The following is a 22,073-nucleotide window of genomic DNA, read 5'->3' as shown; positions in this document are numbered from 1 at the left end:
GCTCCTTCGACGAAGAGGTGAGCCGGCGCATATACTTGCCGTCAACGAGTTCGGGTCTAACCACGCGCAAATCCTAAGCGTGGACTGCCTTGATGACCGCCTCTCCAGCGGCTGCCGAAACCCGCTCGCTCGTCCAGCATTGGCGCGATTGCCGGGTCGGACACGCATTGCCGACCTACGAGGCGGTGGTGCTCGGCAGCCTCGGGCGCCTCACCGATCGTACCGCTCTCGTCGTCTCGCGGGAGGGCCAGGCCGAGACCGTCCTGTGGGCCGGTGCGCAGTTCCAGGATTGGCTGCAGGGTGACGCCCAAGGCCTGCCGGTCTCCCAACTCTCCGATGAAGTCTGCCAACCCGTTCGCGAGATTGTCGCGGCGGCTCTCGACTCGTCCGAGCCGGCCTTCGCCCGCTGCGACCGGATCAGCGAAGGCGTCGTCACCACCACAGGCCTCGTCGGCGTGCCGCTGGCCAATGGTTGGGGGCGGCCGCTCGTCTTGATCGGGCTCGCGGATGACGGCGTGCGCACCGAGCTCGTCCAGGCCATGTTCGGCGCGACGGACCAGGGCATGTTAGCGCTCAGCACCGTGCGCGACCCCGACGGTGCGGCCGTCGACTTCAAGATCGTCGCCGCCAACCAGGGTGCCCATCGGCTGCTGAACCGGGCTCCCGGCGCGCTGCATTGGCAACGGCTGGCCGACGTCCTGCCGGGCCATGCGGCCAACGACGTGGCGGCGATTTTCTCCGACCTCGTCGAGACGGGCCGGCGCAGGGTGTTCGAGCTGACCCATCTCCGCCCGGATGGCGGCCCGCTCTACCTCAAGGTCGAGGCCGGCAGCATCGGCGATCTGATCGCGCTGACGCTCACCGATGTCGGCGACATCAAGGCTCGCGATGCCTCCTTCCGGCTGCTCTTCGAGAACAACCCCGTCCCGATGTGGGTAACCGAGAGCGGGTCGGGTCGCTTCCTCGCGGTCAATGACGCGGCGATCGAGCATTACGGCTTCGCGAGGGAGGCGTTTCTCGGGATGCGCCTCTCCGATCTGGCGGCGGGCGACGACGTTTCGAACGCGTCCGGCGCAATGCGCGATGGACCGCTACTCCACCGGATCGTCGACGGCACCCCGATCGAGGTGAACCTGTTCGAGCGGGCCGTGCCGTTCGAGGGCCGGGAAGCCGTGATCGGCGCGGCCATCGACGTGACCGAGCGTCGCCGCGCCGAGGCGCGCATCGCGCATATGGCCCATCACGACGCGCTCACGGGGCTGCCGAACCGCGTCCTGTTCGGCGAGCATCTCGCCGAGGCTCTCGCTCGCCAGGAGCGCTCAGGCGAGGCTGCGCTGCTGTTCTGCCTCGACCTCGACAAGTTCAAGATCGTCAACGACACGCTCGGCCATGCCGCCGGCGATGCATTGCTGTCGGCGGCAGCGGGCCGGCTAGTCGGCTGTGTGCGCGAGGGCGATATCGTCTCGCGGCTCGGCGGCGACGAGTTCGCGATCCTGGTCCGCTGCGTCGAGAGCCCGCTGCTCCTGCACTCGCTGACCTTGCGGATCATCGACGAGCTGTCGCGGCCGTTTCGCCTCGACGGCCAGGACTGCCACATCGGCACGAGCATCGGCGTCGCGCTGCTTCCGCAGGACGGACGCGACCCGGAGATGCTGCTGCGTCACGCCGATCTCGCGCTCTACCGCGCCAAGGCCGCGGGTGGCGGGACGTTCCGCTGCTTCGAGCCCGAGATGGAGGCCTGGGCACAGCTGCGCCGAAGCCGCGAGAACGACCTGCGCGAAGCGTTTGCCCGAGGGCAGCTCTCCCTTGTCTGCCAACCGCTGCTGAACAGCCTCGGCGGTGGGGTGACGGCATTCGAGGCCTTGCTGCGGTGGCAGCACCCCGAACACGGTGCGATCTCGCCCGCGGAGTTCGTGCCGCTCGCAGAGGAGACAGGACTGATCAATCCGATCGGGGCCTGGGTGCTGCGCACCGCCTGCGCCGAAGCCGCGACCTGGCCCGATCACATCCGCGTGGCGGTCAACCTCTCGCCCGTCCAGTTCCGCAACCGGGACCTCGTCGACACCGTGAAGCAGGCGCTGGCGGAATCGGGGCTCGCCGCCAACCGGCTCGAGATCGAGATCACGGAATCGGTGCTGCTCGCGGAAGAGGCCGCCAACCTCGCGGCACTCCATGCCCTGCGCGATCTCGGCGTGCGCATCGCGATGGACGATTTCGGCACGGGCTATTCGAGCCTCGGCTACCTGCGCTCGTTCCCGTTCGACAAGATCAAGATCGACCGCTCGTTCGTCAGCCAGGTCGGCGTCAACGCCCATTGCACCGCGATCGTGCGCGCGGCGACCGGGCTCGGCGCCAGCCTCGGCATCGTGACGACGGCTGAGGGGGTCGAGACCGCCTCGCAACTCGCGGCCCTCCAGGCCGAGGGCTGCGACGAGGTTCAGGGCTTCCTATTCAGCCGGCCCGTCCCCGCCGAGGAGGCACGGTCCCTTATTGCCGGGACGATCGCGCGAGCGGCCTGAGCGCTGCGGCCGCTACTTCGTGATGTTCACGGAGACCGGATCGCTCGAAGGGAAGGTTTCTTCGAGCGCCTCGTCGAGCCGCTTCTCCTGCTTGCCCGGCGCGTTGGCGGGGTTCGCCTTGTCGTCGCTCTTCTTGCCGCTGTCTCGCTCGCGGTGCTCGTCGAGCTTTTCGCCGCCCGTCTTCGGGGCCTTCGCATCGGACATGTCGTTTCACTCGCTACGCCGTTGGGCACGCGCTTCGTGACGCGCACCAACCTCAACGCAGGGCGCGCGGTGGTGTTTCCGCGGCAATCGTCGCCGCGGCTCGGCCGCCGGCCCGCGCACCGACGATCGGGCGCCGTCCTGCAGCTTCACGCGCGACGCGCTCGTAGACCTGTTCCAGCCGGTCGAGATGGGCATCGACGGTGAGCGGGCCGGCCCAGTAGCGCTCGTGCGCCTGCCGGCTCAGGCGGTCGGCGAGGGCGTCGTCGGTCAGCCGGGAGAGGTGCGCGGCCAGGGCCGCCGGGTCGCCGGAGCGGAACCAGAATCCGTTTTCGCCGTCTTCAATGGCCTCGCGTCCGGCACAGGCGTCGCTGACGATGACCGGGCAGCCGACAGCCAGCGCCTCGTAGACAGTCAGCGGCTGGCCCTCGTACCAGATGCTCGGAAACACCAGGGCGCGGGCCTCGCGCATCAGCGCCTGGACCTGTTCGGCATTCTTCCAGCCGAGCATCACGCTCTCGGGGTAGCGCACCTTGAGTTCGGCGGCGCTCGGCCCATCGCCGACGAAGACCGGCCTGACGCCGGCCCGACGCGCGGCCTCGGCGAAGATCGGGGCGCCCTTCTCGGTGGAGATCCGGCCGACGAAGAGGAAATCGCCCGGCGGCCCGGAGCGGGGAGGGGCCTTCGTTACCGAGATCGGGTTGTCGACGCGGTGGAAGAGCGTGCCCTTCGGCATCAGCGGGGCGACCACGCGCTCCTGCAGGGCGCTGATCGTGATGACGTGGCGGAAGAGATCGGGCAGGCGCGCGACGTGATCGAGCCCGACATGGCGGACCACCCGAAGGAGTTTTCGCGGGTAGGAGCGCGCGTCGCAATTGGTGCCGAGGCAGGACAGCGACATCGGCGTGCGGTGGCAGATCGCCTCGCTCGGATAATCGTAGAAGCCGCCATTCGGGCAGACCAGGAAGAACTCGTGCATCGTGTAGAGGCACGGCAGACCCGAAGCCGCGATCGGCACCCCGATCGAGGGAGAGAGCGACTTGGCGAAGGCGTGGACATGCACCAGCGTGTCCGCCGGATCGTAACGCTGCAGCTCGTCACCGAGCGCCTCGGCGGCCTTGCGGTTCCAGATTGCCTGCGCCGCGAAAGCGAGCTTGTTCTTCGTGGATTCGATGTCGTCCTGGCCGAGGCAGACGACGCGGATGCCGGCCTGCTCCAGGCGAGGATCCACCGGGCCGACGGCGGCGAAGATGGTGACCGCATGGCCGCGCGCGCTCAGCCCGAGGGCCGAGTCGAGCGCGACTTTCGCCTGGCCCCCATTGATGTGGGCGTGATCGAGAACGAGGACGACACGCACGACGGCACCCGATCATTCCGGGAAATGGTCGATCATCTTTACCGCTCGGCAGTTGATCGGGCGTAAACCGTGCAATCGGACCAGGTTCACTTTGCCCGGCGATCGGGACGCCCCGTCATGCACGTCGTCATCCTCGCCGAATTCGCCGTCGCCAGCGGCGGCGCGGAGAAGGTCGCGGTCGAATCCGCGCGTGGCCTCGCCGAGGCCGGGGTCGCCGTCAGCTTCATCCAGGCGATCGACGGTCCCGTGGACCCGCTGCTCGATCACCCGCGCATCAAGCGGATCGGCCTCGGCCTCGCCGATGTGTGGTCCCTGCCAGCCTGGAAGGGCGCGGTGACGGGCATCTGGCACGGCGAGGCCGCGCGCCGCCTTGCCGCCGCCCTCGATGCGCTGCCGGTGCCGGCCGACTGCATCCACCTGCATCAGTGGACCCGCGCGCTCTCGCCGGCCGTGCTGCCAGTGCTGCTTGCCCGTGGCGTGCCGGTGACGCTGACCCTGCACGAATACTTCCTGGCCTGCCCCAACGGCCTCTACTACCGCTTCGACCAAGGTGAACCCTGTGCGCTGAAGCCGCTCTCCTCCTCGTGCGTCGCCGCCGCCTGCGATCCCAAGAGCCGGCTGCACAAGATGGTTCGCGTCGCACGCTCCGCGGCGATGCGAACCGCGATCGGCTCCGGCCGCCTCGACGTCATCCATGTCTGCGACGCCAGCGTCGAGCGCGCCGGCGCTCTGCTGAGCGGCTTCGACCTGCGCCATCACCGCCTCGACAACCCGGTGCGTACGCCAAAAGGGGAGCCGGCCGATCCGGCCAAGGGCGATGCCATCGCCTATGTCGGCCGCCTCACGCAGGAGAAGGGCGCCGATCTCGTCGCCGAGGCAGCACGGCAGGCGGGAGTTCCGGCCTTGTTCGTCGGTGCAGGCCCACTGGAAGAGCGCCTGCGCGCGATGCCCGGCGTCGAGCTGCTCGGCTGGCGCAGCCCGGCCGAGGTCGAGGTCGCGCTGCGCAGCCGCGCCCGCGCCATCTGCGCGCCCTCACGCTGGTACGAGACCGGTCCCCTCACGGTCTACGAGGCGTTGGCGGCCGGCATTCCGGTGGTCGCGTCGGTGCGGTCGGGCGCATCGGAAAAAGTCGCGGACGGGATCAGCGGCTTCGTCGTCGAGCCCGAAACCGGCGCTCTCGCCGACGCCTTCGACCGGCTTGCGGACGATGCCATTGTGCGCCGCACCGGACAGGCCGCTTACGAGCGCTACTGGGCCGCGCCGATGACGCTCGCTGCCCATGCGGACGGTCTGATCAGCATCTACGAAGCGCAGATACGGGGAATTTCACCCAAGCTCAGCCGCAACAACATCGATTCTGCATTCAATTTCAGGGTGGGCTGAAACTGACGCGGTGAAGTGAGGGACGAGGGTAGGGATCGGCAGCCGACTACCAGATCTTCGCTCTGCACGTTTGACGGCCGCCCCTCGGCGTCGATACCTTTCACCAAAGCAATTCACTTTTAGATCAATTACATAGTAATGGTGGATCGGGCCGGCGAAATGGCCCGGCAAGCCTTCTTGACTTTCATGTTGCGTTGCAACATATCTCCACCGGGCCGCGGCGATGAGTCGCCGGAGCCTGACGGAAAAGCTCACAGGAGAGATTGCTTTGGCTACTCAAGGTTTCGAGATCCCGACCGAGCTGCGCGAGTTCGCTGACAAGAGCGTCGAGCAGGCCCGCACCGCTTTCGGCAGCTTCTTCAGCGGCGCTCTGAAGACCTCCGAGCAGCTGCAGAACACGGGCGTGAACGTCCAGTCGACGGTTCATGCCGCCATCCTCAAGGGCATCGACCACGCCCAGACCAACGCCAACGCCACCTTCGACTTCACGCAGAAGCTCGTTCGCGCCCGCGACTTCCGCGAGGCCATCGAGCTGCAGTCCGAGTACGTGAAGGCCCAGTTCGCTACGCTGCAGTCGCAGGCGAAGGAATACGGCGCTCTCGCGCAGAAGACCGCCCACTAACGGCCTTCTAAGTCCGATAAGACAAAGCATCTCTCGGTGAACCCGCGGCCGGACCGGCCGCGGGTTCGGCCCAGGGACCAAGAGGCGATCGAGACTGACCGCCTCGATTGACGCGAATGACGAGGAGGCGGTTTGATGGCGACTCGCACTGATCCGACGCAGAAATCCGACGCTGCCGCGAAGGATGCCAAGGCCGCGACCAAGCCGGTCGAAGCTGTAGCGAAGGCCGCGCCGAAGCCGCCATCGAAGTCCGCTCCGGTTGGAGGCAAACCCGCTCCGAAGCCCGTCGTTGCTGCCGCGCCTGCCAAGGCTGCGGACAAGCCCGCTCCCGCCGCCAAGCCTGTGGCCCCCGCTGCCAAGTCTCCGGAGCCGAAGGCTGCCATCGCGGCACCGAAAGCCGTCCCTGCGAAGGTGGCGGTTCCCGAATTGGCCGCGGCAAAGCCTGCTGCTCCCAAGGTCGAGGCGCCCAAGGTTGAGGCAGCCAAGCCCGTCGCGGAGAGCAAGCCCGCTGCCGTGATGAGCGCAGCGCCGAAGGCGAGCCCGGCATCGCAGGCCGAGGTGAAGCCGGCGAATTCCAATGCGAAGACGACCGCTCCCGCCGCAAAGGTCGAGGCCAAGCCTGTCGAGGTGAAGCCCGCTCCGGCGGCAGCGATCGAGACGAAGCCGGCTCCGGCACCTGTTCCGGTGCCCGCCGCTGCCCCCCAGGCGCCGAAGCCGCAAGCTGCGAAGCCTGCGCCGAAGAACGAGATCGCGGCGATTGCCGGGTTCGGCGGCACGACCTCGACGGTGCAGTTCACCGAGATCAACGAGACCGTTCTCGCCTTCGTGCGCAAAGAAGGCGAGGCAGCTTTGGCTCACATGCAGGCGCTCTCCAAGGTGAAGTCGCCGGCCGAGCTGATCCGCCTTCAGGTCGGCGAGTTTCAGCGCGCGGCCGATTCCTCGCTGAGCTGCATCAGCGCGATCGTGCGCAGCGCGAGCCGGATCGGCGGCGCACGCCTGCCGTGACACCGTACCCGGGCAAGGCCACTCGCCTGCCCGATTCGGCGTGATAGATAGCCCGAAAGCTCATTGCCTTCGGGAGACCACCATGCCTCGTCCGCCCTTCATGCCGGCCCGCCTTCTGGCCGCCGCCCTGGGCGTCACGGCCTGCCTCGCTCCGCTGCCGCTGCTCGCGCAGACGACGGCCGAGCGGGCCGCGACCGAGAAGGCCCCTCCGCTCTCGAAGGGCGAGATCCAGCTCTCCTTCGCCCCGATCGTGAAGAAGGCCGCGCCGTCGGTCGTCAACGTCTACGCCTCGCATGTCGAGAAGCGGAACCCGCGCTCCAGCGCCATGGCGGAGTTCATGCGCCGCTTCTTCGGCGAGGACGCGCCCGGCCGCGGCATGGGCGGAACGCCGGGCGAGCGGGCGCAGCGCTCCCTCGGCTCCGGCGTGATCGTCGACGCCTCGGGCCTCGTCATCACCAACAACCACGTCATCGAGAACATGAACGAGGTGAAGGTCTCGCTCGCCGACCGCCGCGAGTTCGAGGCAAGCATCGTGCTGCGCGACCCGCGCACCGACCTCGCCGTGCTCAAGATCAAGACGCCGGCCGACGTGGCACCAATGCCGATCGGCGATTCCGATCATCTCGAGGTCGGTGATTTCGTGATGGCGATCGGCAACCCGTTCGGCGTCGGCCAGACGGTGACGCAGGGCATCATCTCCGCGTTGGCCCGCACACAGGTCGGCTCGTCCGACTACCAGTTCTTCATCCAGACCGACGCCGCCATCAATCCCGGCAATTCCGGCGGTGCGCTGGTGGACCTCAAGGGCCACCTCGTCGGTGTGAACACCGCGATCTATTCGCAATCCGGCGGCAGCCACGGCATCGGCTTCGCGATTCCGGCGAGCATGATCAAGGCTGTGGTCGAGACGGCCAAGAGCGGCGGCACGACGGTGCGGCGCCCCTGGCTCGGCGCGCGCCTGCAGACCGTGACGCCCGACATCGCCGAGAGCGTCGGCCTCGACCGGCCGGCCGGCGTCCTCGTCGCCAGCATGCAGCCGAAGAGCCCGGCCGAGGAATCCGGTCTGAAGCGCGGCGACATCGTGCTGACCATCGACGGTCAGCCGGTCGATGATCCGGAGGCCTTCGGCTACCGGTTTGCGCTCAAGGGTATCACCGGAAAGGCCGTCTTCGGCGTGCAGCGCGGCGCGAAGAAGCAGACGGTGGAGGTGAAGCTCGGCCCGGCGCCCGAGACCCGGCCGCGCGACGTCCTGAAGGTGAAGAGCCGCTCGCCCTTCGTCGGCGCGACGCTCGTCAACACGTCGCCGGCGGTCGCCGAGGAGATGCAGGTCGATCTGCCGGGCGAGGGCGTCGCCGTGACCGATGTCGACGAGAACTCGATCGCTGCCCGCGCCGGCTTCAAGAAGGGCGACGTGATCGTCGCCATCAACGGCAGCACGGTGAGCACGACGAAGGATCTCGAACGGATGACCCGCGACAGCCTGGGCATCTGGGAGATCTCGATCAATCGCGGCGGCTCAGTGATGACCTCGGTCTTCCGGGGATAGGGAGCGGCCAGCGGCGACCCTTGGGCTTGCCGAGCGGGCAGCCTGCGGTGTTGATGCGCCGATGTCCGATCTCTTCGCCTCGGCAGGCCTCGACAGCACCGCGCCGCGTCCGCTCGCCGACCGCCTGCGGCCGCAGACGCTCGCAGAGGTCGTCGGTCAGGAGCATCTGACTGGGCCGGATGGCGCGCTGACACGGTTGCTCGCCTCGAAGGCGCTCGGCTCGCTGATTTTTTGGGGGCCGCCGGGCACGGGCAAGACCACGGTGGCGCGGCTGCTTGCCCACGAGGTCGATCTGCATTTCGAGCAGATCTCGGCGATCTTTTCCGGTGTCGCCGACCTGCGGAAGGTGTTCGAGGCCGCGCGCGGGCGCCGTTCGACGGGCAAGGGGACGCTTCTCTTCGTCGACGAGATCCACCGCTTCAACCGCGCCCAGCTCGATGCCTTCCTGCCGGTGATGGAGGACGGCACCGTCACCCTCGTCGGCGCGACGACGGAAAACCCGTCCTTCGAGCTGAACGCGGCCTTGCTGTCGCGCGCCCGCGTCCTGCTGTTCCGGGCGCTGAACGACGGGGCCATCGCCAAGCTGCTCGCCCGCGCCGAGGATCTGACCAAGCAGGCGCTGCCCCTCGACGAGGAGGCCCGCGGTGTCCTCGTCCGCATGGCAGATGGCGATGGCCGCGCCTCGCTCACGCTGGCGGAGGAGGTCTGGCGCTCGGCGAAGCCCGGCGAGGTGCTCGACGCACAGACCCTGCAGGACCTCGTCCAGCGCCGGGCGCCGATCTACGACAAGTCGCAGGAGGGTCACTACAACCTGATCAGCGCGCTCCATAAGACGGTACGCGGCTCGGACCCGGATGCGGCGCTCTATTATCTCTGCCGCATGCTCGATGGCGGCGAGGATCGGCTGTTCATCGCGCGCCGCCTCGTGCGCATGGCGGTGGAGGATATCGGGCTGGCCGACCCGCAGGCGCTGGTCGTCGCCAACGCGGCCAAGGATGCCTTCGACTTCCTCGGCTCGCCGGAAGGCGAACTCGCCCTGGCCCAGGCCACCGTGTATCTCGCCTGCGCTCCCAAATCGAACGCGGTCTACAACGCCTACAAGGCCGCGACGCGGGTCGCGAAGGAGAACGGATCGCTGCCCCCGCCGCGGGTGATCCTCAACGCGCCGACCAAGCTGATGAAGGCGATCGGCTACGGCGACAGCTATCGCTACGACCACGATGAGCCGGATGCGTTCTCGGGCCAGGATTACTGGCCGGAGAAGCTGGAGCGGCAGCATTTCTACGAACCGACCGATCGCGGGATGGAGACGCGCTACCGCGAACGGCTGGCCTATTGGGAGCGGCTGCGGCGGGAGCGGCGCGGCGAGGACTAGCCGAAGCGTCGCCATATTGTGCGGATTATCGAACGGGCCGTGCTGAATTGGTCCGATTATCCACCGGCCGTGCGCGAACTAGATGGGTCCTCATTCCAGAGGAGATCCACCATGACCGACATCGCGAAGGCCGGCACGTTCAAGCTCGGCGACCGCACGGTGAAGCGCCTCGGCTACGGGGCGATGCAGCTCGCAGGGCCTAGCGTGTTCGGGCCGCCGAAGGACCGGCAGGCGGCAATCGCCGTGCTGCGTGAGGCGGTGGCGAGCGGCGTCGACCATATCGACACCAGCGACTTCTACGGGCCGCACGTCACCAACCACATCATCCGCGAGGCACTGCACCCTTATTCGGATAATCTGGCGATCGTCACCAAGATCGGCGCCAAGCGCGGCGCGGATGCCTCCTGGAACAAGGCCTTCTCGGCCGATGAACTGACGAGCGCGGTCCACGACAACCTGCGCAATCTCGGCGTCGAGGCGCTCGATGTCGTGAACCTGCGGCTGATGTTCGATGTCCACGGCCCGGCCGAGGGGGCGATCGAGGAGCCGCTCTCGGTGCTGGCCGGGCTGCAGAAGCAGGGCCTCGTGCGCCATGTCGGCCTGAGCAACGCGACTGCCAAGCAGGTCGCCGATGGCCGCGAGATCACGGACATCGTCTGCCTGCAGAATCAATACAACATCGCCCATCGCGAGGATGATGCGCTGATCGATCAGCTTGCCGCCGCCGGAACGGCCTATGTGCCGTTCTTCCCGCTCGGCGGTTTCTCGCCGCTGCAATCCACGGCGCTCTCCGAAATTGCCGTGAAGCTCGGCGCGACGCCGATGCAGGTCGCGCTGGCGTGGCTGTTGAAGCGGAAGCCGAACATCCTGCTGATCCCCGGCACGTCGTCGCTCGGTCACCTGCGCGAAAACCTCGCGGCGGCCGATCTGGAGCTGTCGGGAGAGACGATGCAGGCGCTGGATCGGATCGCGGCAGAGAAGGGCGCCTAAGCCAGGCTAGCTCTTCGCAGGCGGCAACAAGCGTGTTTCGAGGCGAGCCAAGAGCCGCTCGAAGAGGCTCGGATCATCCATCGCGCGGGCGGCCACCAAGCCGCCCTGGATGAGGGCGACGGCGTCTTCTGCGAGCGGCCGGGCCTCCGACTCGTCGAGACCCTGCCTCACGAGCGCCGAGGCCAGGGCGTCCCGCCAGGCGGCAAAATAGACATTGATCCGCTCTGCGAAGCGATCTCGCGCATCGCCGAGCGCGAGCGCTCCGACCAGGCACACCCGCCGCCCCGAGCGGAAATAGCTGAGCGTATCGGCGAGCATGGCGCGGATGGCCGCCGAGGCATCGGCCTCGTCGCGAAGCGGCTTGAACATCCGCGTCTCAAACCACCCGTCGATCTCGTCGAGCACGGCATTGGCCATCTCCTCCTTCCCGCCGGGGAAGAAGTGATAGAGGCTGCCTTTGCCCAACTCCGTGCGCTGGCCGATCAGCGACAGGCTCGCGCCCTCGTAGCCGTATTCGCGAAACACCTCGGCCAGCGCGGGCAGGACGTCCGCGCGGGCCTTCACGGTTCGTGGCATGCTTGGCTCGCTTACAGCCCTAGTTCGGTCAGGCCGGGATGGTCGGCCGGCCGCGGTGCGGAGCGGTCCCAATGGAAGAGCCGCTCGCTCTCCTGGATCGCGATGTCGTTGATGCTGGCGTGCCGGACCTGCATCAGGCCGTTCTCGTCGAACTCCCAGTTCTCGTTGCCATAGGCGCGGAACCAGCTGCCGGAGGCGTTTCGGTACTCGTAGGCAAAGCGCACGGCGATGCGGTTTTCGGAATGGGCCCAGATCTCCTTGATCAGGCGGTACTCGTGCTCGTGCTCCCACTTCCGCTTCAGGAAGGCCACGATGGCCTCGCGGCCCTGGAAGATCATCGAGCGATTCCGCCAGCGGCTGTCGGCCGTGTAGGCCAGCGAGACCTTCTCGGGATTGCCGCCGTTCCAGCCATCCTCGGCCGCGCGGACCTTCTTGACGGCGCTCTCGTAGGTGAATGGCGGAAGGGGAGGGCGGCTCTCGGACATGGTCGGCTCCTGCGGTTTGTGTGTACTGATCGGTCAAGAATGTACTGATCAGTACAATCTGACGACCCCGCCGTCAACCGGCATTCGTCTTGCTGCATCGTCAGGCCGTGCCGTGACGTGATAGGCCGCCTCGCGACGGACGAACCGAACAGGACAAGCGCGATCGATGCAGGCCTATCGTTCTCTCGCCACGACCTTCTCGCGGCTCGGTGCCATCGAGGACGCTTCGGGAATCCTCGGTTGGGACATGCAGACCCTGATGCCGGACGGCGCGTCGGAGATGCGCGGGGACCAGCTCGCCACGCTGAGCGTCCTGGCCCATGAGATCTTGACCTCGCAGAAGACCGCCGACGCCCTCGCTCAGGCCGAGGATGAGACAGGGCTCGGCGAGTGGGAGCAGGCCAACCTGCGCGAGATGCGCCGAACCTACATCCACGCCTCGGCCGTACCCGGCGATCTCGTCGAGGCGAGCTCCAAGGCCTCGACCCGCTCGGAGATGGCGTGGCGCGAGGCGCGCAAGCAGGGCGACTTCGCCATGCTGGCCCCGCATCTCGCGGAGACGCTGCGGCTGCAGAGGCAGATCGGTGAGGCGAAGGGCGCCGTGCTCGGACTCTCGCCCTACGATGCCCTGCTCGACGGCTACGACCCGGGCATGCGCCAAGCCCGGATCGATCCGCTCTTCGCGCTGCTGCGCGCAACCCTGCCGGATCTGCTCGGACGGGCGCAGGCACGCCAGGCCGCGCGAGGGCCGGCCCTACCGCTGCTCGGTCGCTTCCCGATCGAGAGCCAGAAGGATCTCGGTCTCACGCTGATGCGGGCCGCCGGCTTCGATTTCGAGCGTGGCCGGCTCGATGTCAGCCTGCACCCGTTCTGCGGCGGAGCCACGGACGACGTCCGCATCACCACCCGCTACGACGAGGCCGACGCGACCCGCGCCCTAATGGGCGTGATGCACGAGACCGGGCACGCGCTCTACGAACAGGGCCGCCCGGCCGCATGGCGCCATCAGCCGGTCAGCCAGGCGCGCGGCATGAGCCTGCACGAGAGCCAGTCACTGCTCATCGAGATGCAGGCTTGCCGCAGCCGCGAATTCGTGGAGTTCCTGGCGCCGCGACTGCGCGAGGCCTTTGGCGGCGAAGGGCCGGCCTGGGAGGCCGACAACGTCCACCGGCTCTACACGCGGGTCGAGCCGGGCTTCATCCGCGTCGATGCCGACGAGGTGACCTATCCGGCCCATATCCTGCTCCGCTACGAGCTGGAGACGGCGATGATCGCGGGCGACCTCGCAGTGGCCGATCTGCCCGGCGCGTTCAACGACGGCGTGAGCCGGCTCCTCGGTCTCACCGTGACGAACGATCGGGAGGGCTGCCTACAGGACATCCACTGGCCCGGCGGCAGCTTCGGCTATTTCCCGACCTACACGCTCGGCGCGATGGGCGCGGCGCAGCTTTTCGCGGCGGCCTGCGCGGCGCTGCCCGCCATCCGGCCGGCCCTGGCACAGGGCGATTTCTCGGCTTTGCGCGGCTGGCTGCGCGAGAACGTCCACGCCAAGGGCAGCCTGCTCCAGACCGACGAGCTGTTCGTCGCGGCGACGGGCAAGCCGCTCGGCGCGGAAGACTTCCTCGCGCATCTCGAACGGCGCTATGCCGCCGACGCTGCCGTGTCCTGACGTCGCGACGCGTTTCCGGCGGTAGACCGGCAGGGCGGTTGCTTGTACGCAGCCGCCCCTCCCGAGAAACCGGCCCGAGACTCTTTACGCATGGCAGCCTGCGGCCTCGATTTCGGCACGTCCAATACGACGCTCGGCCTCGCGACGGCCGGGCGGCCTTCGCTTCTGCCGTTGGAAGGCGCGCACCGGACGATCCCGAGTGCGATCTTCTTCAGCCCTCGGCACGAGGCTCTGATCGGCCGCGCCGCGATCGAGGCCTATGTCGAGGGCACGGCGGGCCGCCTAATGCGCAGCCTCAAATCGGTGCTCGGCTCGAACCTCATCGAGGAGAGCACGCCGGTGGGGCGAGAGCGCCTGCGCTTCCGCGAGGTCATCGCCCGCTATCTTGCAGCGGTGAAGCAGAGGGCCGAGGCAGCCGGCGGCGACGAACTCGATACCGTTGTGCATGGCCGCCCGGTCCACTTCGTCGACGGCGATGAGGCCGGCGACCGCAAGGCCGAGGACACCTTGCGTGCCATCGCCGGCGAGGTCGGCTTCCGACACGTGCGCTTCCAGTACGAGCCGATCGCGGCGGCGCTCGATTACGAGCAATCCGTCGAGCGGGAGGAGATCGCGCTGATCGCCGATATCGGCGGCGGCACCTCGGACTTTTCCATCGTGCGGCTCTCGCCGGAGCGCCACCGCCGCGCCGAGCGCGCCGAGGACATCCTCGCCAATGACGGCGTACGCATCGGCGGCACGGATTTCGACCGTCGGCTCAGCCTCGGCACGGTGATGCCGCTGATGGGGCTCGGCAGCCCGATGAAGCGCGCCGATCTCCTGGTGCCGACGAGCTACTTCCACGACCTCGCCACCTGGTCGAGCATCAACCGGCTCTACGACCGCAAGGTCCTGCGCGAGCTGGATGAGGTCGCGCGCGATGCCGCGCGGCCCGAGTTGATCGGGCGGCTTCGCCACGTCGTCGAGGCCGAGCGCGGGCACAGCCTCGCCATCTCGGTGGAGGGCGCCAAGATTACCGTGTCAGACACGGGCAAGGGCCGCATCGATCTCGATTGGGTCGAGCCGAAGCTCGCGGCGGATATCGACCGTGCCGGTCTCGCCCGGCACACGGGCGAGTTGGCCGAGCGCATCGCCGCGCGGATCGCGCGCTGCCTGACCCAGGCCGGGCTCGCCGCGGGCGATATCGACGCGATCTTCCTTACCGGCGGCTCGACCGGCCTGCCGCATGTCCGCGCCGCGCTCTGCGCCTGCGTGCCCGAGGCACGAGTGGTCGACGGCGACACCTTCGGCTCGGTGGGCGTCGGGCTGGCGATCGAGGCGGCGCGTCAGTTCGGACCGGCGAGATCCGTGGCGCACGCTGCCGCCGTTTGACCGGTTTCAAGGGCGGCCCGGTCGCAGCGCCCTGGAGGAGCGGCGGGCGGCCAGGCTGCCCCCGCTCTCGGGAATCGTTTCGAGCGCCTCGCACTTCGTCAGCCTCCGATCGGCAAGGCATGCGAACGCTTGATCTGAGAGAGCGCGAAGCTCGACTCGATCGACGCGACGCCATCGAGTCGTGTGAGCTTGTCCTTCAAGAAGCGCTCGTAGGCCGCCAGATCCTCGACGACGATGCGCAGCAGGAAGTCGCGCTGGCCCGTCATCAGGTGGCAATCGATCACCTCGGGCCAGCGCGCCACCGCCTCCGTGAAGCGGTCGAGTTGCTCCTCCCGCTGCCGTTCGAGCTTGATCGAGGCGAAAACGCTGACGGGAAGCCCGACGGCGACCTGATCGACGACGGCCACGTAGCCCTTGATCACGCCCGTTGCCTCGAGCTGCCGGACGCGGCGCGCGCAGGGTGACGCGGACAGGCCCACGCGTTCCGCCAGCTGATGCGTCGTGAGGTGAGCGTTGTCCTGGAGGGCAGCGATGATGCGCCGGTCGATGGCATCGATCTTCTGTTTCGACACGGATTGATCCCAAACTGGTGCTCTGCGACCGATTTGAGCTAAACTTGCGCCCGGAGACAACTCAGATTGCACCGTTTTGCTCTTGGATCTCTGGCATCCTGCCGGGCATGAGCGATGATCGTCTGCCGTATCTGTCGGCCATGGCCCGCAAGGCTCTGTGGCTGTCCACCTGGACCATTCACAACGCCAACCACCTTCGGTCCTCCACGGATGGACTGAAAGTCGGCGGCCACCAGGCCTCTTCGGCCTCGCTCTGCGCGATCCTGACGGCGCTCTACGGCGCGGTCTTGCGGCCAGAGGACCGAGTAGCGGTGAAACCGCATGCGAGCCCGGTCTTCCACGCGCTGCAGTACCTGTTCGGCAACCAGACCCGAGAGAAGCTCGAAAACTTCCGCGGATTTGGCGGTGCGCAGTCCTACCCGTCGCGCACCAAGGACGTCGACGACGTCGACTTCTCGACGGGTTCGGTTGGGCTCGGCGTCGCGCAGACGTTGTTCTCCGCGCTCGTGCAGGATTACGTGCGCGCCAAGGGGTGGGGCGGCGACCGGCCGGAGGGCAAGATGGTCGCCCTCATCGGTGATGCCGAACTCGACGAGGGCAACATCTTCGAGGCCTTGCTGGAGGGGTGGAAGCACGGTCTGCGCAACACGTGGTGGATCGTCGACTACAACCGCCAGAGCCTCGATGCCGTCGTGCGCGAGGGCCTTTGGGCCAAGTTCGAGACGATGTTCGCCAATTTCGGCTGGGACGTCGTGGTTCTGCGGCACGGGTCGCTCCAGCGTGCGGCTTTCGCCGAGCCCGGCGGCGACAAACTGAAAGCCTGGATCGAGGCCTGCCCGAACCAGATCTATTCGGCGCTGGCGTTCCAGGGCGGCGGCGCGTGGCGAAAGCGCCTGACCGACGAACTCGGCGACCAGGGCGATGTGTCGGCTCTGTTCGATCGGCGCTCGGACGACGGACTCGCCGCGCTGATGGGCAATCTCGGGGGCCACGATCTACCGACGCTGGTCGAGGCCTTCGAGGCGGCCCGCGGGCATGACAGGCCGGTCTGCTTCATCGCCTACACGATCAAGGGGCACGGCCTGCCGCTGGCCGGCCACAAGGACAACCATGCTGGTCTGATGACGCCGGCCCAGCTCGACGCCTTCCGAAAGAGCATGAAGGTGCGCGAGGGCCACGAATGGGAGCCGTTCGAGGGGCTCGGGGTCGACGAGGCGGACATGACGCGCTTCCTCTCGGACGTGCCCTTCGTCCAGGCCGGCCGCCGCCGCTACGAGGCGCCGGCGATCCCCGTGCCGGAGAGTTTCGCGGCGCCCAAGCAGGCGAGCCTGTCGACTCAAGCCGGCTTCGGCATGCTGATGCACGAGATCGCAAAGGGCGAGGGCGATTTCGCGGACCGGGTCGTCACCACTTCGCCCGACGTCACGGTTTCGACCAATCTCGGCGCCTGGGTGAACCGGCGCGGCCTCTTCGCCAAGGAGGAGATGGCCGACATCTTCAAGAAGGAGCGCATCCCTTCGACCTTCAACTGGACGTTCTCGCCGGGTGGCCAGCATCTCGAGCTCGGCATCGCCGAATCGAACCTGTTCACGGCGCTCTCGGCCCTCGGACTCTCGCATTCGATTTTCGGCGAGCGCCTGTTGCCGGTCGGCACGCTCTACGATCCGTTCATCGAGCGTGGCCTCGATGCGCTGAATTATGCCTGCTACCAGGATGCCCGCTTCCTCCTCGTCGCGACGCCTGCCGGCGTGGCGCTGGCGCCGGAAGGCGGCGCGCACCAGTCGATCAAGACGCCGCTGATCGGGCTCGGCCAGGACGGCCTCGCCTCGTTCGAACCGGCCTTCGTCGATGAGCTCGCCGTGTTGATGCGTTTTGCCTTCGCCCGCATGCAGGCGCATGGCGAAGCCGAGCCCGACCCGGTGACCTGCCTGCCGGACGCCGCCGGCGGCTCGGCCTATTTTCGGCTCTCCACGCGCAGCATCGAGCAACCCAACCGCACGATCGATGCGGCACTCGCCGCCGACATGACGGCCGGCGCTTACTGGTTGCGTAAGCCCGGTCCGAACGCAGAGGTCGTCGTCGCCTATCAGGGCGCCGTCGCACCGGAGGCGATCGAGGCCGTCGGGCTCATGGCGGAGGATCGCCGCGACGTCGGCCTTCTCGCCATCACCTCGGCGGATCGGCTGCATGCGGGTTGGATCGCGTCACAGGGCTTGCGGGACCTCGGCCAGTATGACGTCACGAGCCATGTCGAGCGGCTCCTGGCCGAGGTGCCTGAGCAATGCGGCCTCGTGACGGTGCTCGACGGCCATCCGGCGACCCTCGGCTGGCTCGGATCGGTGCACGGCCATCGCCTTCGCGCGCTCGGAGTCTCCCGGTTCGGCCAGACCGGGACGATCGCAGACCTCTACCGCCACTTCGGCATCGACGCGCAAGGCATCGTCCTCGCGGCCCAGACCATCGCGCCCGGCCGCAGGATTCGGCATCTCCGACAGGCCTGAACGGTCCCGGTTTGCGAAAGCGCCGATGCGATTTTCGAGGGGCGCACGCGCCGATATCGCCCCAGCCACGCCGCTGCCGCGCATCGCATCGCTTTCCGGCCGTGCGACGGGGTGGTAGCAGCGAGCCATGACGGGAAGACCTCCACAACGCGGCGGAGCGGGCAAGGGCGCCGGCAACGGCGCAGGACGCCGCGGTCCGCGCTCCGACGCATGGCCGAAGCGCGAGGGCACCGGGCCACGCACATCCGCTCTGGATGCGGCTCGCCGTGCCGCGCGCAACCGTGGCGAGGACGTTTCGGAGCGCTCGCCTTGGGATGGTCCGGCCGAGGCGGCGAGGCCCGCGAAGGCTCCCCCCAAGCCTGCTTCGGCCGCAGCGAAGCCGCGTGCCTTTGCTCCGCGGCCCTCGGCAAAGGCCGGTCCCGGCAGCTTCTCCGAACCTGGCCCCCGCAAGAAGCCCGATGCGACCCGCCGGCCTGCCGCCCCTCCGGTGGAGGGACCGACGCGCCGCGAGCAGCGGGCGGCGGCTTCCGCGACCCTCGCCTCCGGCGTGCAGACCCTCGTCGTGGAGGAGGACGAGGCCGGGATGCGGATCGATCGCTTCCTGACGACCCGGTTTCCCCAGCTTCCCTTCACCCGCGTCCAGAGCATCGTGCGCAAGGGCGAGCTGCGCGTCGACGCCAAGCGGGTGAAGCCGAACGACCGGCTCGAGCCGGGCATGAGCGTCCGGGTTCCGCCGCTGAAGCTCGACCAGCCGACCGAGCGCCCGCGCAACCCGGCCCGCGAGGCCGACGACGCCGAGTTCCTGCGATCGCTGATCCTCTACGAGGACGCGGAGATGATGATCCTGAACAAGCCGTTCGGGCTCGCGGTGCAGGGCGGCTCGGGCACCGTGCGGCACGTCGACGGCATGCTCGAAGCGCTCACCGGCAAGGACGGCCAGAAGCCGCGCCTCGTCCACCGGCTCGACAAGGACACAGCCGGCTGCCTGATCGTCGCCAAGACGCGCCTCGCAGCGGCGACGCTCGCCAAGAGCTTCCGCTCGCGCGCAGCCCGGAAGATCTACTGGGCGCTAGCCGCCGGCGTGCCGCGCACCCGCCAGGGCCGGGTCTCGACCTATCTCGCCAAGGACGAGCCCACCGACGCCGACGCCCGCATGAAGGTGGTCAGCCATGGTGACGACGGCGCGAGCCATGCGCTGACCTATTATGCCGTGGTCGACCAGGCCGCCCAGAAGCTCGCCTGGCTCTCGCTGAAGCCGGTGACCGGGCGCACGCACCAATTGCGCGCGCATGCCGCCCATATCGGCCACCCCATCGTCGGTGATCCGAAATATTTCGACGTCGAGAACTGGGAGCTGCCCGGCGGCATCCAGAACCGGCTGCACCTTCTCGCTCGCCGGATCGTGATCCCGCACCCGCGCACCGGCGTGCCCGTGGACGTCAGCGCGCCGCTGCCGCCGCACATGGCCCAGAGCTGGAACCTGCTGGGCTTCGAAACCGGCCATTACGATCCGATCGTCGAGGCTCCCGAAAGCTGAGCAAAGGATGCCGCGGCCGCGCTTGCTCCTTGGCAAAGGCGCCGCGCGGCTTATTCTCTGCTGGCCCGGTCCACAGGTGCGCGACGGTCTTGCTCGACCGCAGTGCCCGCGTGCATCGGTCGTGATGGACGCACCGGAAGAGCCGTATCCATGAGGGTCGTGACCTTGATGTGCCTCGCCTTCGCCGGGCTCGTCGGCGTTGGGGGCTTCTGCACGCCGGTTCTGGCGCGCGGAACGAGCGCTCAGCCGCAGCCCGTGCCTGCTCAGCCGGCACCTGCACCCGCGACCCCGGCGGCCGCCGCGCCGGCCGCCGCCGGCCGGCCCTCTGGGATCCGTGGGGCGGAGAAGCGCCGCCGCTCCTACGCGAGCTGTAACCGTGAATCGCATAACCGGAGCCTGCGCGGCGGGGCACGCCGTCGCTTCCTGATCCGCTGCAGGCTTGGCTACGAGCGCCGCCGCCCCGGCCAGGCGACGACACAGGGCGCGCAGCCGCAAACGCCTCCGCCGCCCGTTGCGAAGTCGAACCCGCCGCAGAATCAGGCCCCAGCAAAGCCGGCTTCGGTTCCACCGACGATGCCGGTTCAACCTCAGCCTCCGGCGAAGCGGCCATGAGTCGGGGTGCTGCTCCGCCGTGGTGACGCTCGTCGTCTTCGATGTCGACGGGACGCTCGTCGACAGCCAGCACCTCATCGTCGAGGCCCAGGCCCGCGCCTTCGCCGAGCACGGGCTGATAGCGCCGAACCGCAAGGAGGCGCTCTCGGTCGTCGGGCTGTCCCTGCCCGAGGCGTTCAAGCGGTTGGTGGGCGAGGCGGGACCGATCGAGGCTCTGTCCGACAGCTACCGGCGCGCGTTCCAGGCGCTGAGGATCGATCCGGCCTACGAGGAGCCGCTGTTTCCCGGCATGGGCGAGCTGGTCGAGGCGCTGCATGCCCGTCCGGAGGTCAGGCTCGGAATCGCTACGGGCAAGTCGCGCCGCGGCGTCGCTCACCTCGTCGACAAGCATGGCTGGAACGGCTGGTTCGCCACCATCCAGACCGCCGACGATGCACCCTCGAAGCCTGATCCGGCGATGCTGCAACTCGCCATGGCGGAGGCCGACACCAGTCCGAGCCGCACGGTGATGATCGGCGACACCACCTACGACATGATGATGGCCCGAAGCGCCGGCGTCGCAGCGATCGGGGTCGCCTGGGGTTACCACCCGCCCGGCGCGCTGTTCGGTGCCGGCGCCGTCACCGTCGTGGAGAGCGCCAAGACCCTCGCCGACCTGATCGCGCGGCCTCTCGACGAGTCGTCGCGCTCCGTCGCGGACCAGATCGCGGCAGGCTGACGCCTTGGCGTCCGGCGCCGAGATCGCCTATGGCCCACCCATGACCGATCCGAAGAACGACATGACCCGGGACTGGCTCGGCGAACCCGGCGAAGTCCGGCCGCCGGATCCCCGAGCGATCGCTCGCGGGCATGGCAAACCCGTCCTGCCGAAGCGCTTCTACAAGGAAGCCGGGTTCGACGAGACCGAGGGTGGCTTCCGCCTCACCCTCGACGGCCGCCCGGCCCGCACCCCGGCGAAAAACCTGCTGCTGCTGCCGACCCGCGCTCTGGCGGAGCGCGTCGCGGCCGAGTGGCAGGCGCAGACCGAGGTGATCGACCCGGCCCGGATGCTGCTGACGCGGCTCGCCAATTCGGCGATCGATGGCGTCGCCGAGCGCCGTGAGGAGGTTGCTGAGGATCTCGGGGCCTATGCGGGCACCGATCTGGTGGCCTATCGCGCGGGCGACCCGCCGCGCCTCGTCGCGGCGCAGGGTGACGCCTGGGATCCGATCATCGCCTGGGCGCGGGATGCTCTCGGCGCTCGCCTGATGCTGTCCGAGGGCGTGATGCACGTCACGCAGCCGGACGATACGATCGCGGCCTTGCGCGCGGAGATCGCGAGGGTGGAGGGCGCATTTCGACTCGCCGCGCTCCACACGATGACGACGCTGACCGGCTCACTGCTGATCGCGCTCGCCGTACTGCATGGGCGGCTCGATGCGGAACAGGCCTGGGCCGCCGCCCATGTCGACGAGATCTTCCAGGCGAGCGTCTGGGGCCACGATGAGGATGCGCAGACGCGGCTTCAGGCCAGGCAGGCCGAGTTCGAGGCCGCTGTCGCGACTGCCACCCTGGCCTAGCTGCCGAGCACCCAATAGATCGCGACCGTCACCAATGCGCCGATCACGGCGAGGCCGAGTAACGTCGGGCTGCTGACGTCGGCGACAGTATCCGCGGTCTCGGTATGTGAATCCATCTGAGCCTCCCCCAGGTCTCGGACAACGTTCCGGATTGGATTGCGGTTCGGTGTCTTTGTGATTTGTCAGGAAGACT

At 68.3% G+C, this 22,073-nt stretch carries 19 protein-coding genes; 14 read left to right on the top strand and 5 right to left on the bottom strand.

Going from position 1 to position 22,073, the window contains the following annotated elements; genetic code table 11:
* Nucleotides 1-92: 92 nt before the first annotated feature.
* Nucleotides 93-2,519 carry a putative bifunctional diguanylate cyclase/phosphodiesterase gene (locus tag GGR33_RS05690; protein WP_183502786.1) on the top strand — a complete coding sequence of 809 codons (2,427 nt, stop codon included), beginning with the start codon at nt 93-95 and terminating at the stop codon, nt 2,517-2,519.
* A gap of 12 nt (nt 2,520-2,531) precedes the next feature.
* Here the strand turns inward: GGR33_RS05690 and GGR33_RS05685 are convergent, their stop codons facing one another.
* The gene (locus tag GGR33_RS05685) at nt 2,532-2,723 is read right to left on the bottom strand and encodes a hypothetical protein (protein ID WP_183502784.1); all 192 of its coding nucleotides are present in this window, start codon (nt 2,721-2,723) and stop codon (nt 2,532-2,534) included.
* Nucleotides 2,724-2,775: 52 nt separating this feature from the next.
* Nucleotides 2,776-4,077: a glycosyltransferase family 4 protein gene (locus tag GGR33_RS05680; RefSeq protein WP_183502782.1), complete on the bottom strand. Its 1,302-nt coding sequence runs from the start codon at nt 4,075-4,077 to the stop codon at nt 2,776-2,778.
* A 117-nt stretch (nt 4,078-4,194) separates the two neighbouring features.
* Between GGR33_RS05680 and GGR33_RS05675 the strand changes: the two genes are divergently transcribed.
* From GGR33_RS05675 to GGR33_RS05650, 6 genes are all read left to right on the top strand, one after another.
* Nucleotides 4,195-5,460, top strand: coding sequence for a glycosyltransferase family 4 protein (locus GGR33_RS05675; RefSeq protein WP_183502780.1), 1,266 nt, complete (start codon nt 4,195-4,197; stop codon nt 5,458-5,460).
* A 268-nt stretch (nt 5,461-5,728) separates the two neighbouring features.
* Nucleotides 5,729-6,082 (top strand): phasin, encoded by a 354-nt coding sequence (locus GGR33_RS05670; RefSeq protein ID WP_183502778.1) that lies wholly within the window; start codon nt 5,729-5,731, stop codon nt 6,080-6,082.
* Between the two features lie 135 nt (nt 6,083-6,217).
* Nucleotides 6,218-7,087: a phasin family protein gene (locus GGR33_RS25840; RefSeq protein WP_246412862.1), complete on the top strand. Its 870-nt coding sequence runs from the start codon at nt 6,218-6,220 to the stop codon at nt 7,085-7,087.
* An 82-nt stretch (nt 7,088-7,169) separates the two neighbouring features.
* Nucleotides 7,170-8,633 (top strand): DegQ family serine endoprotease, encoded by a 1,464-nt coding sequence (locus GGR33_RS05660; RefSeq protein WP_183502776.1) that lies wholly within the window; start codon nt 7,170-7,172, stop codon nt 8,631-8,633.
* Between the two features lie 61 nt (nt 8,634-8,694).
* Nucleotides 8,695-10,008, top strand: coding sequence for a replication-associated recombination protein A (locus GGR33_RS05655; RefSeq protein WP_183502774.1), 1,314 nt, complete (start codon nt 8,695-8,697; stop codon nt 10,006-10,008).
* Nucleotides 10,009-10,119: 111 nt separating this feature from the next.
* Entirely contained in the window at nt 10,120-10,998 is an 879-nt protein-coding gene (locus GGR33_RS05650; protein ID WP_183502772.1) for an aldo/keto reductase family oxidoreductase, read from the top strand.
* A gap of 6 nt (nt 10,999-11,004) precedes the next feature.
* Here GGR33_RS05650 and GGR33_RS05645 read toward each other — a convergent pair whose 3' ends face one another.
* Together GGR33_RS05645 and GGR33_RS05640 are read right to left on the bottom strand one after the other, a co-directional pair.
* Nucleotides 11,005-11,574 (bottom strand): TetR/AcrR family transcriptional regulator, encoded by a 570-nt coding sequence (locus tag GGR33_RS05645; RefSeq protein ID WP_183502771.1) that lies wholly within the window; start codon nt 11,572-11,574, stop codon nt 11,005-11,007.
* Nucleotides 11,575-11,585: 11 nt separating this feature from the next.
* Nucleotides 11,586-12,059 (bottom strand): nuclear transport factor 2 family protein, encoded by a 474-nt coding sequence (locus GGR33_RS05640; RefSeq protein WP_183502769.1) that lies wholly within the window; start codon nt 12,057-12,059, stop codon nt 11,586-11,588.
* Between the two features lie 166 nt (nt 12,060-12,225).
* Here GGR33_RS05640 and GGR33_RS05635 point away from each other — a divergent pair, with 166 nt between their 5' ends.
* Both GGR33_RS05635 and GGR33_RS05630 read left to right on the top strand, forming a co-directional pair.
* Nucleotides 12,226-13,728 carry a carboxypeptidase M32 gene (locus GGR33_RS05635; RefSeq protein ID WP_183502767.1) on the top strand — a complete coding sequence of 501 codons (1,503 nt, stop codon included), beginning with the start codon at nt 12,226-12,228 and terminating at the stop codon, nt 13,726-13,728.
* A 90-nt stretch (nt 13,729-13,818) separates the two neighbouring features.
* Nucleotides 13,819-15,099 carry an Hsp70 family protein gene (locus GGR33_RS05630; RefSeq protein ID WP_183502765.1) on the top strand — a complete coding sequence of 427 codons (1,281 nt, stop codon included), beginning with the start codon at nt 13,819-13,821 and terminating at the stop codon, nt 15,097-15,099.
* 98 nt (nt 15,100-15,197) lie between these two features.
* On the opposite strand, the gene GGR33_RS05625 is transcribed toward GGR33_RS05630, so the two are convergent.
* Complete coding sequence (locus tag GGR33_RS05625; protein ID WP_183502763.1) at nt 15,198-15,671, bottom strand: Lrp/AsnC family transcriptional regulator; 474 nt, start codon at nt 15,669-15,671, stop codon at nt 15,198-15,200.
* A 107-nt stretch (nt 15,672-15,778) separates the two neighbouring features.
* Between GGR33_RS05625 and GGR33_RS05620 the strand changes: the two genes are divergently transcribed.
* From GGR33_RS05620 to GGR33_RS05600, 5 genes are all read left to right on the top strand, one after another.
* Nucleotides 15,779-18,172, top strand: a complete 2,394-nt coding sequence (locus GGR33_RS05620) for a transketolase (protein ID WP_183502761.1) — start codon at nt 15,779-15,781, stop codon at nt 18,170-18,172.
* 127 nt (nt 18,173-18,299) lie between these two features.
* Nucleotides 18,300-19,709 (top strand): RluA family pseudouridine synthase, encoded by a 1,410-nt coding sequence (locus tag GGR33_RS05615; RefSeq protein ID WP_183502759.1) that lies wholly within the window; start codon nt 18,300-18,302, stop codon nt 19,707-19,709.
* A 150-nt stretch (nt 19,710-19,859) separates the two neighbouring features.
* Nucleotides 19,860-20,321 (top strand): hypothetical protein, encoded by a 462-nt coding sequence (locus tag GGR33_RS05610; protein WP_246412861.1) that lies wholly within the window; start codon nt 19,860-19,862, stop codon nt 20,319-20,321.
* Between the two features lie 19 nt (nt 20,322-20,340).
* Nucleotides 20,341-21,039: an HAD-IA family hydrolase gene (locus GGR33_RS05605; protein WP_183502757.1), complete on the top strand. Its 699-nt coding sequence runs from the start codon at nt 20,341-20,343 to the stop codon at nt 21,037-21,039.
* A 40-nt stretch (nt 21,040-21,079) separates the two neighbouring features.
* Entirely contained in the window at nt 21,080-21,880 is an 801-nt protein-coding gene (locus GGR33_RS05600) for an ATP12 family chaperone protein (protein ID WP_183502755.1), read from the top strand.
* The last annotated feature ends 193 nt before the right edge of the window (nt 21,881-22,073 follow it).

Source organism: Methylobacterium brachythecii, assembly GCF_014196345.1.
Taxonomy (GTDB): Bacteria; Pseudomonadota; Alphaproteobacteria; order Rhizobiales; family Beijerinckiaceae; genus Methylobacterium; species Methylobacterium brachythecii.
Note: the sequence above shows the minus strand (reverse complement) of the source record. Positions and strands in the feature narration are given on the sequence as shown.

What these genes read in the sequence shown, in the direction of transcription:
- GGR33_RS05600 (WP_183502755.1), top strand. Translation starts at nt 21,080, where the DNA reads ATGACCGATCCGAAGAACGACATGACCCGGGACTGGCTCGGCGAACCC.
- GGR33_RS05620 (WP_183502761.1), top strand. Translation starts at nt 15,779, where the DNA reads ATGAGCGATGATCGTCTGCCGTATCTGTCGGCCATGGCCCGCAAGGCT.
- GGR33_RS05615 (WP_183502759.1), top strand. Translation starts at nt 18,300, where the DNA reads ATGACGGGAAGACCTCCACAACGCGGCGGAGCGGGCAAGGGCGCCGGC.
- GGR33_RS05690 (WP_183502786.1), top strand. Translation starts at nt 93, where the DNA reads ATGACCGCCTCTCCAGCGGCTGCCGAAACCCGCTCGCTCGTCCAGCAT.
- GGR33_RS05660 (WP_183502776.1), top strand. Translation starts at nt 7,170, where the DNA reads ATGCCTCGTCCGCCCTTCATGCCGGCCCGCCTTCTGGCCGCCGCCCTG.
- GGR33_RS05655 (WP_183502774.1), top strand. Translation starts at nt 8,695, where the DNA reads ATGTCCGATCTCTTCGCCTCGGCAGGCCTCGACAGCACCGCGCCGCGT.
- GGR33_RS25840 (WP_246412862.1), top strand. Translation starts at nt 6,218, where the DNA reads ATGGCGACTCGCACTGATCCGACGCAGAAATCCGACGCTGCCGCGAAG.
- GGR33_RS05650 (WP_183502772.1), top strand. Translation starts at nt 10,120, where the DNA reads ATGACCGACATCGCGAAGGCCGGCACGTTCAAGCTCGGCGACCGCACG.
- GGR33_RS05610 (WP_246412861.1), top strand. Translation starts at nt 19,860, where the DNA reads ATGAGGGTCGTGACCTTGATGTGCCTCGCCTTCGCCGGGCTCGTCGGC.
- GGR33_RS05675 (WP_183502780.1), top strand. Translation starts at nt 4,195, where the DNA reads ATGCACGTCGTCATCCTCGCCGAATTCGCCGTCGCCAGCGGCGGCGCG.
- GGR33_RS05635 (WP_183502767.1), top strand. Translation starts at nt 12,226, where the DNA reads ATGCAGGCCTATCGTTCTCTCGCCACGACCTTCTCGCGGCTCGGTGCC.
- GGR33_RS05645 (WP_183502771.1), bottom strand. Translation starts at nt 11,574, where the DNA reads ATGCCACGAACCGTGAAGGCCCGCGCGGACGTCCTGCCCGCGCTGGCC.
- GGR33_RS05630 (WP_183502765.1), top strand. Translation starts at nt 13,819, where the DNA reads ATGGCAGCCTGCGGCCTCGATTTCGGCACGTCCAATACGACGCTCGGC.
- GGR33_RS05640 (WP_183502769.1), bottom strand. Translation starts at nt 12,059, where the DNA reads ATGTCCGAGAGCCGCCCTCCCCTTCCGCCATTCACCTACGAGAGCGCC.
- GGR33_RS05685 (WP_183502784.1), bottom strand. Translation starts at nt 2,723, where the DNA reads ATGTCCGATGCGAAGGCCCCGAAGACGGGCGGCGAAAAGCTCGACGAG.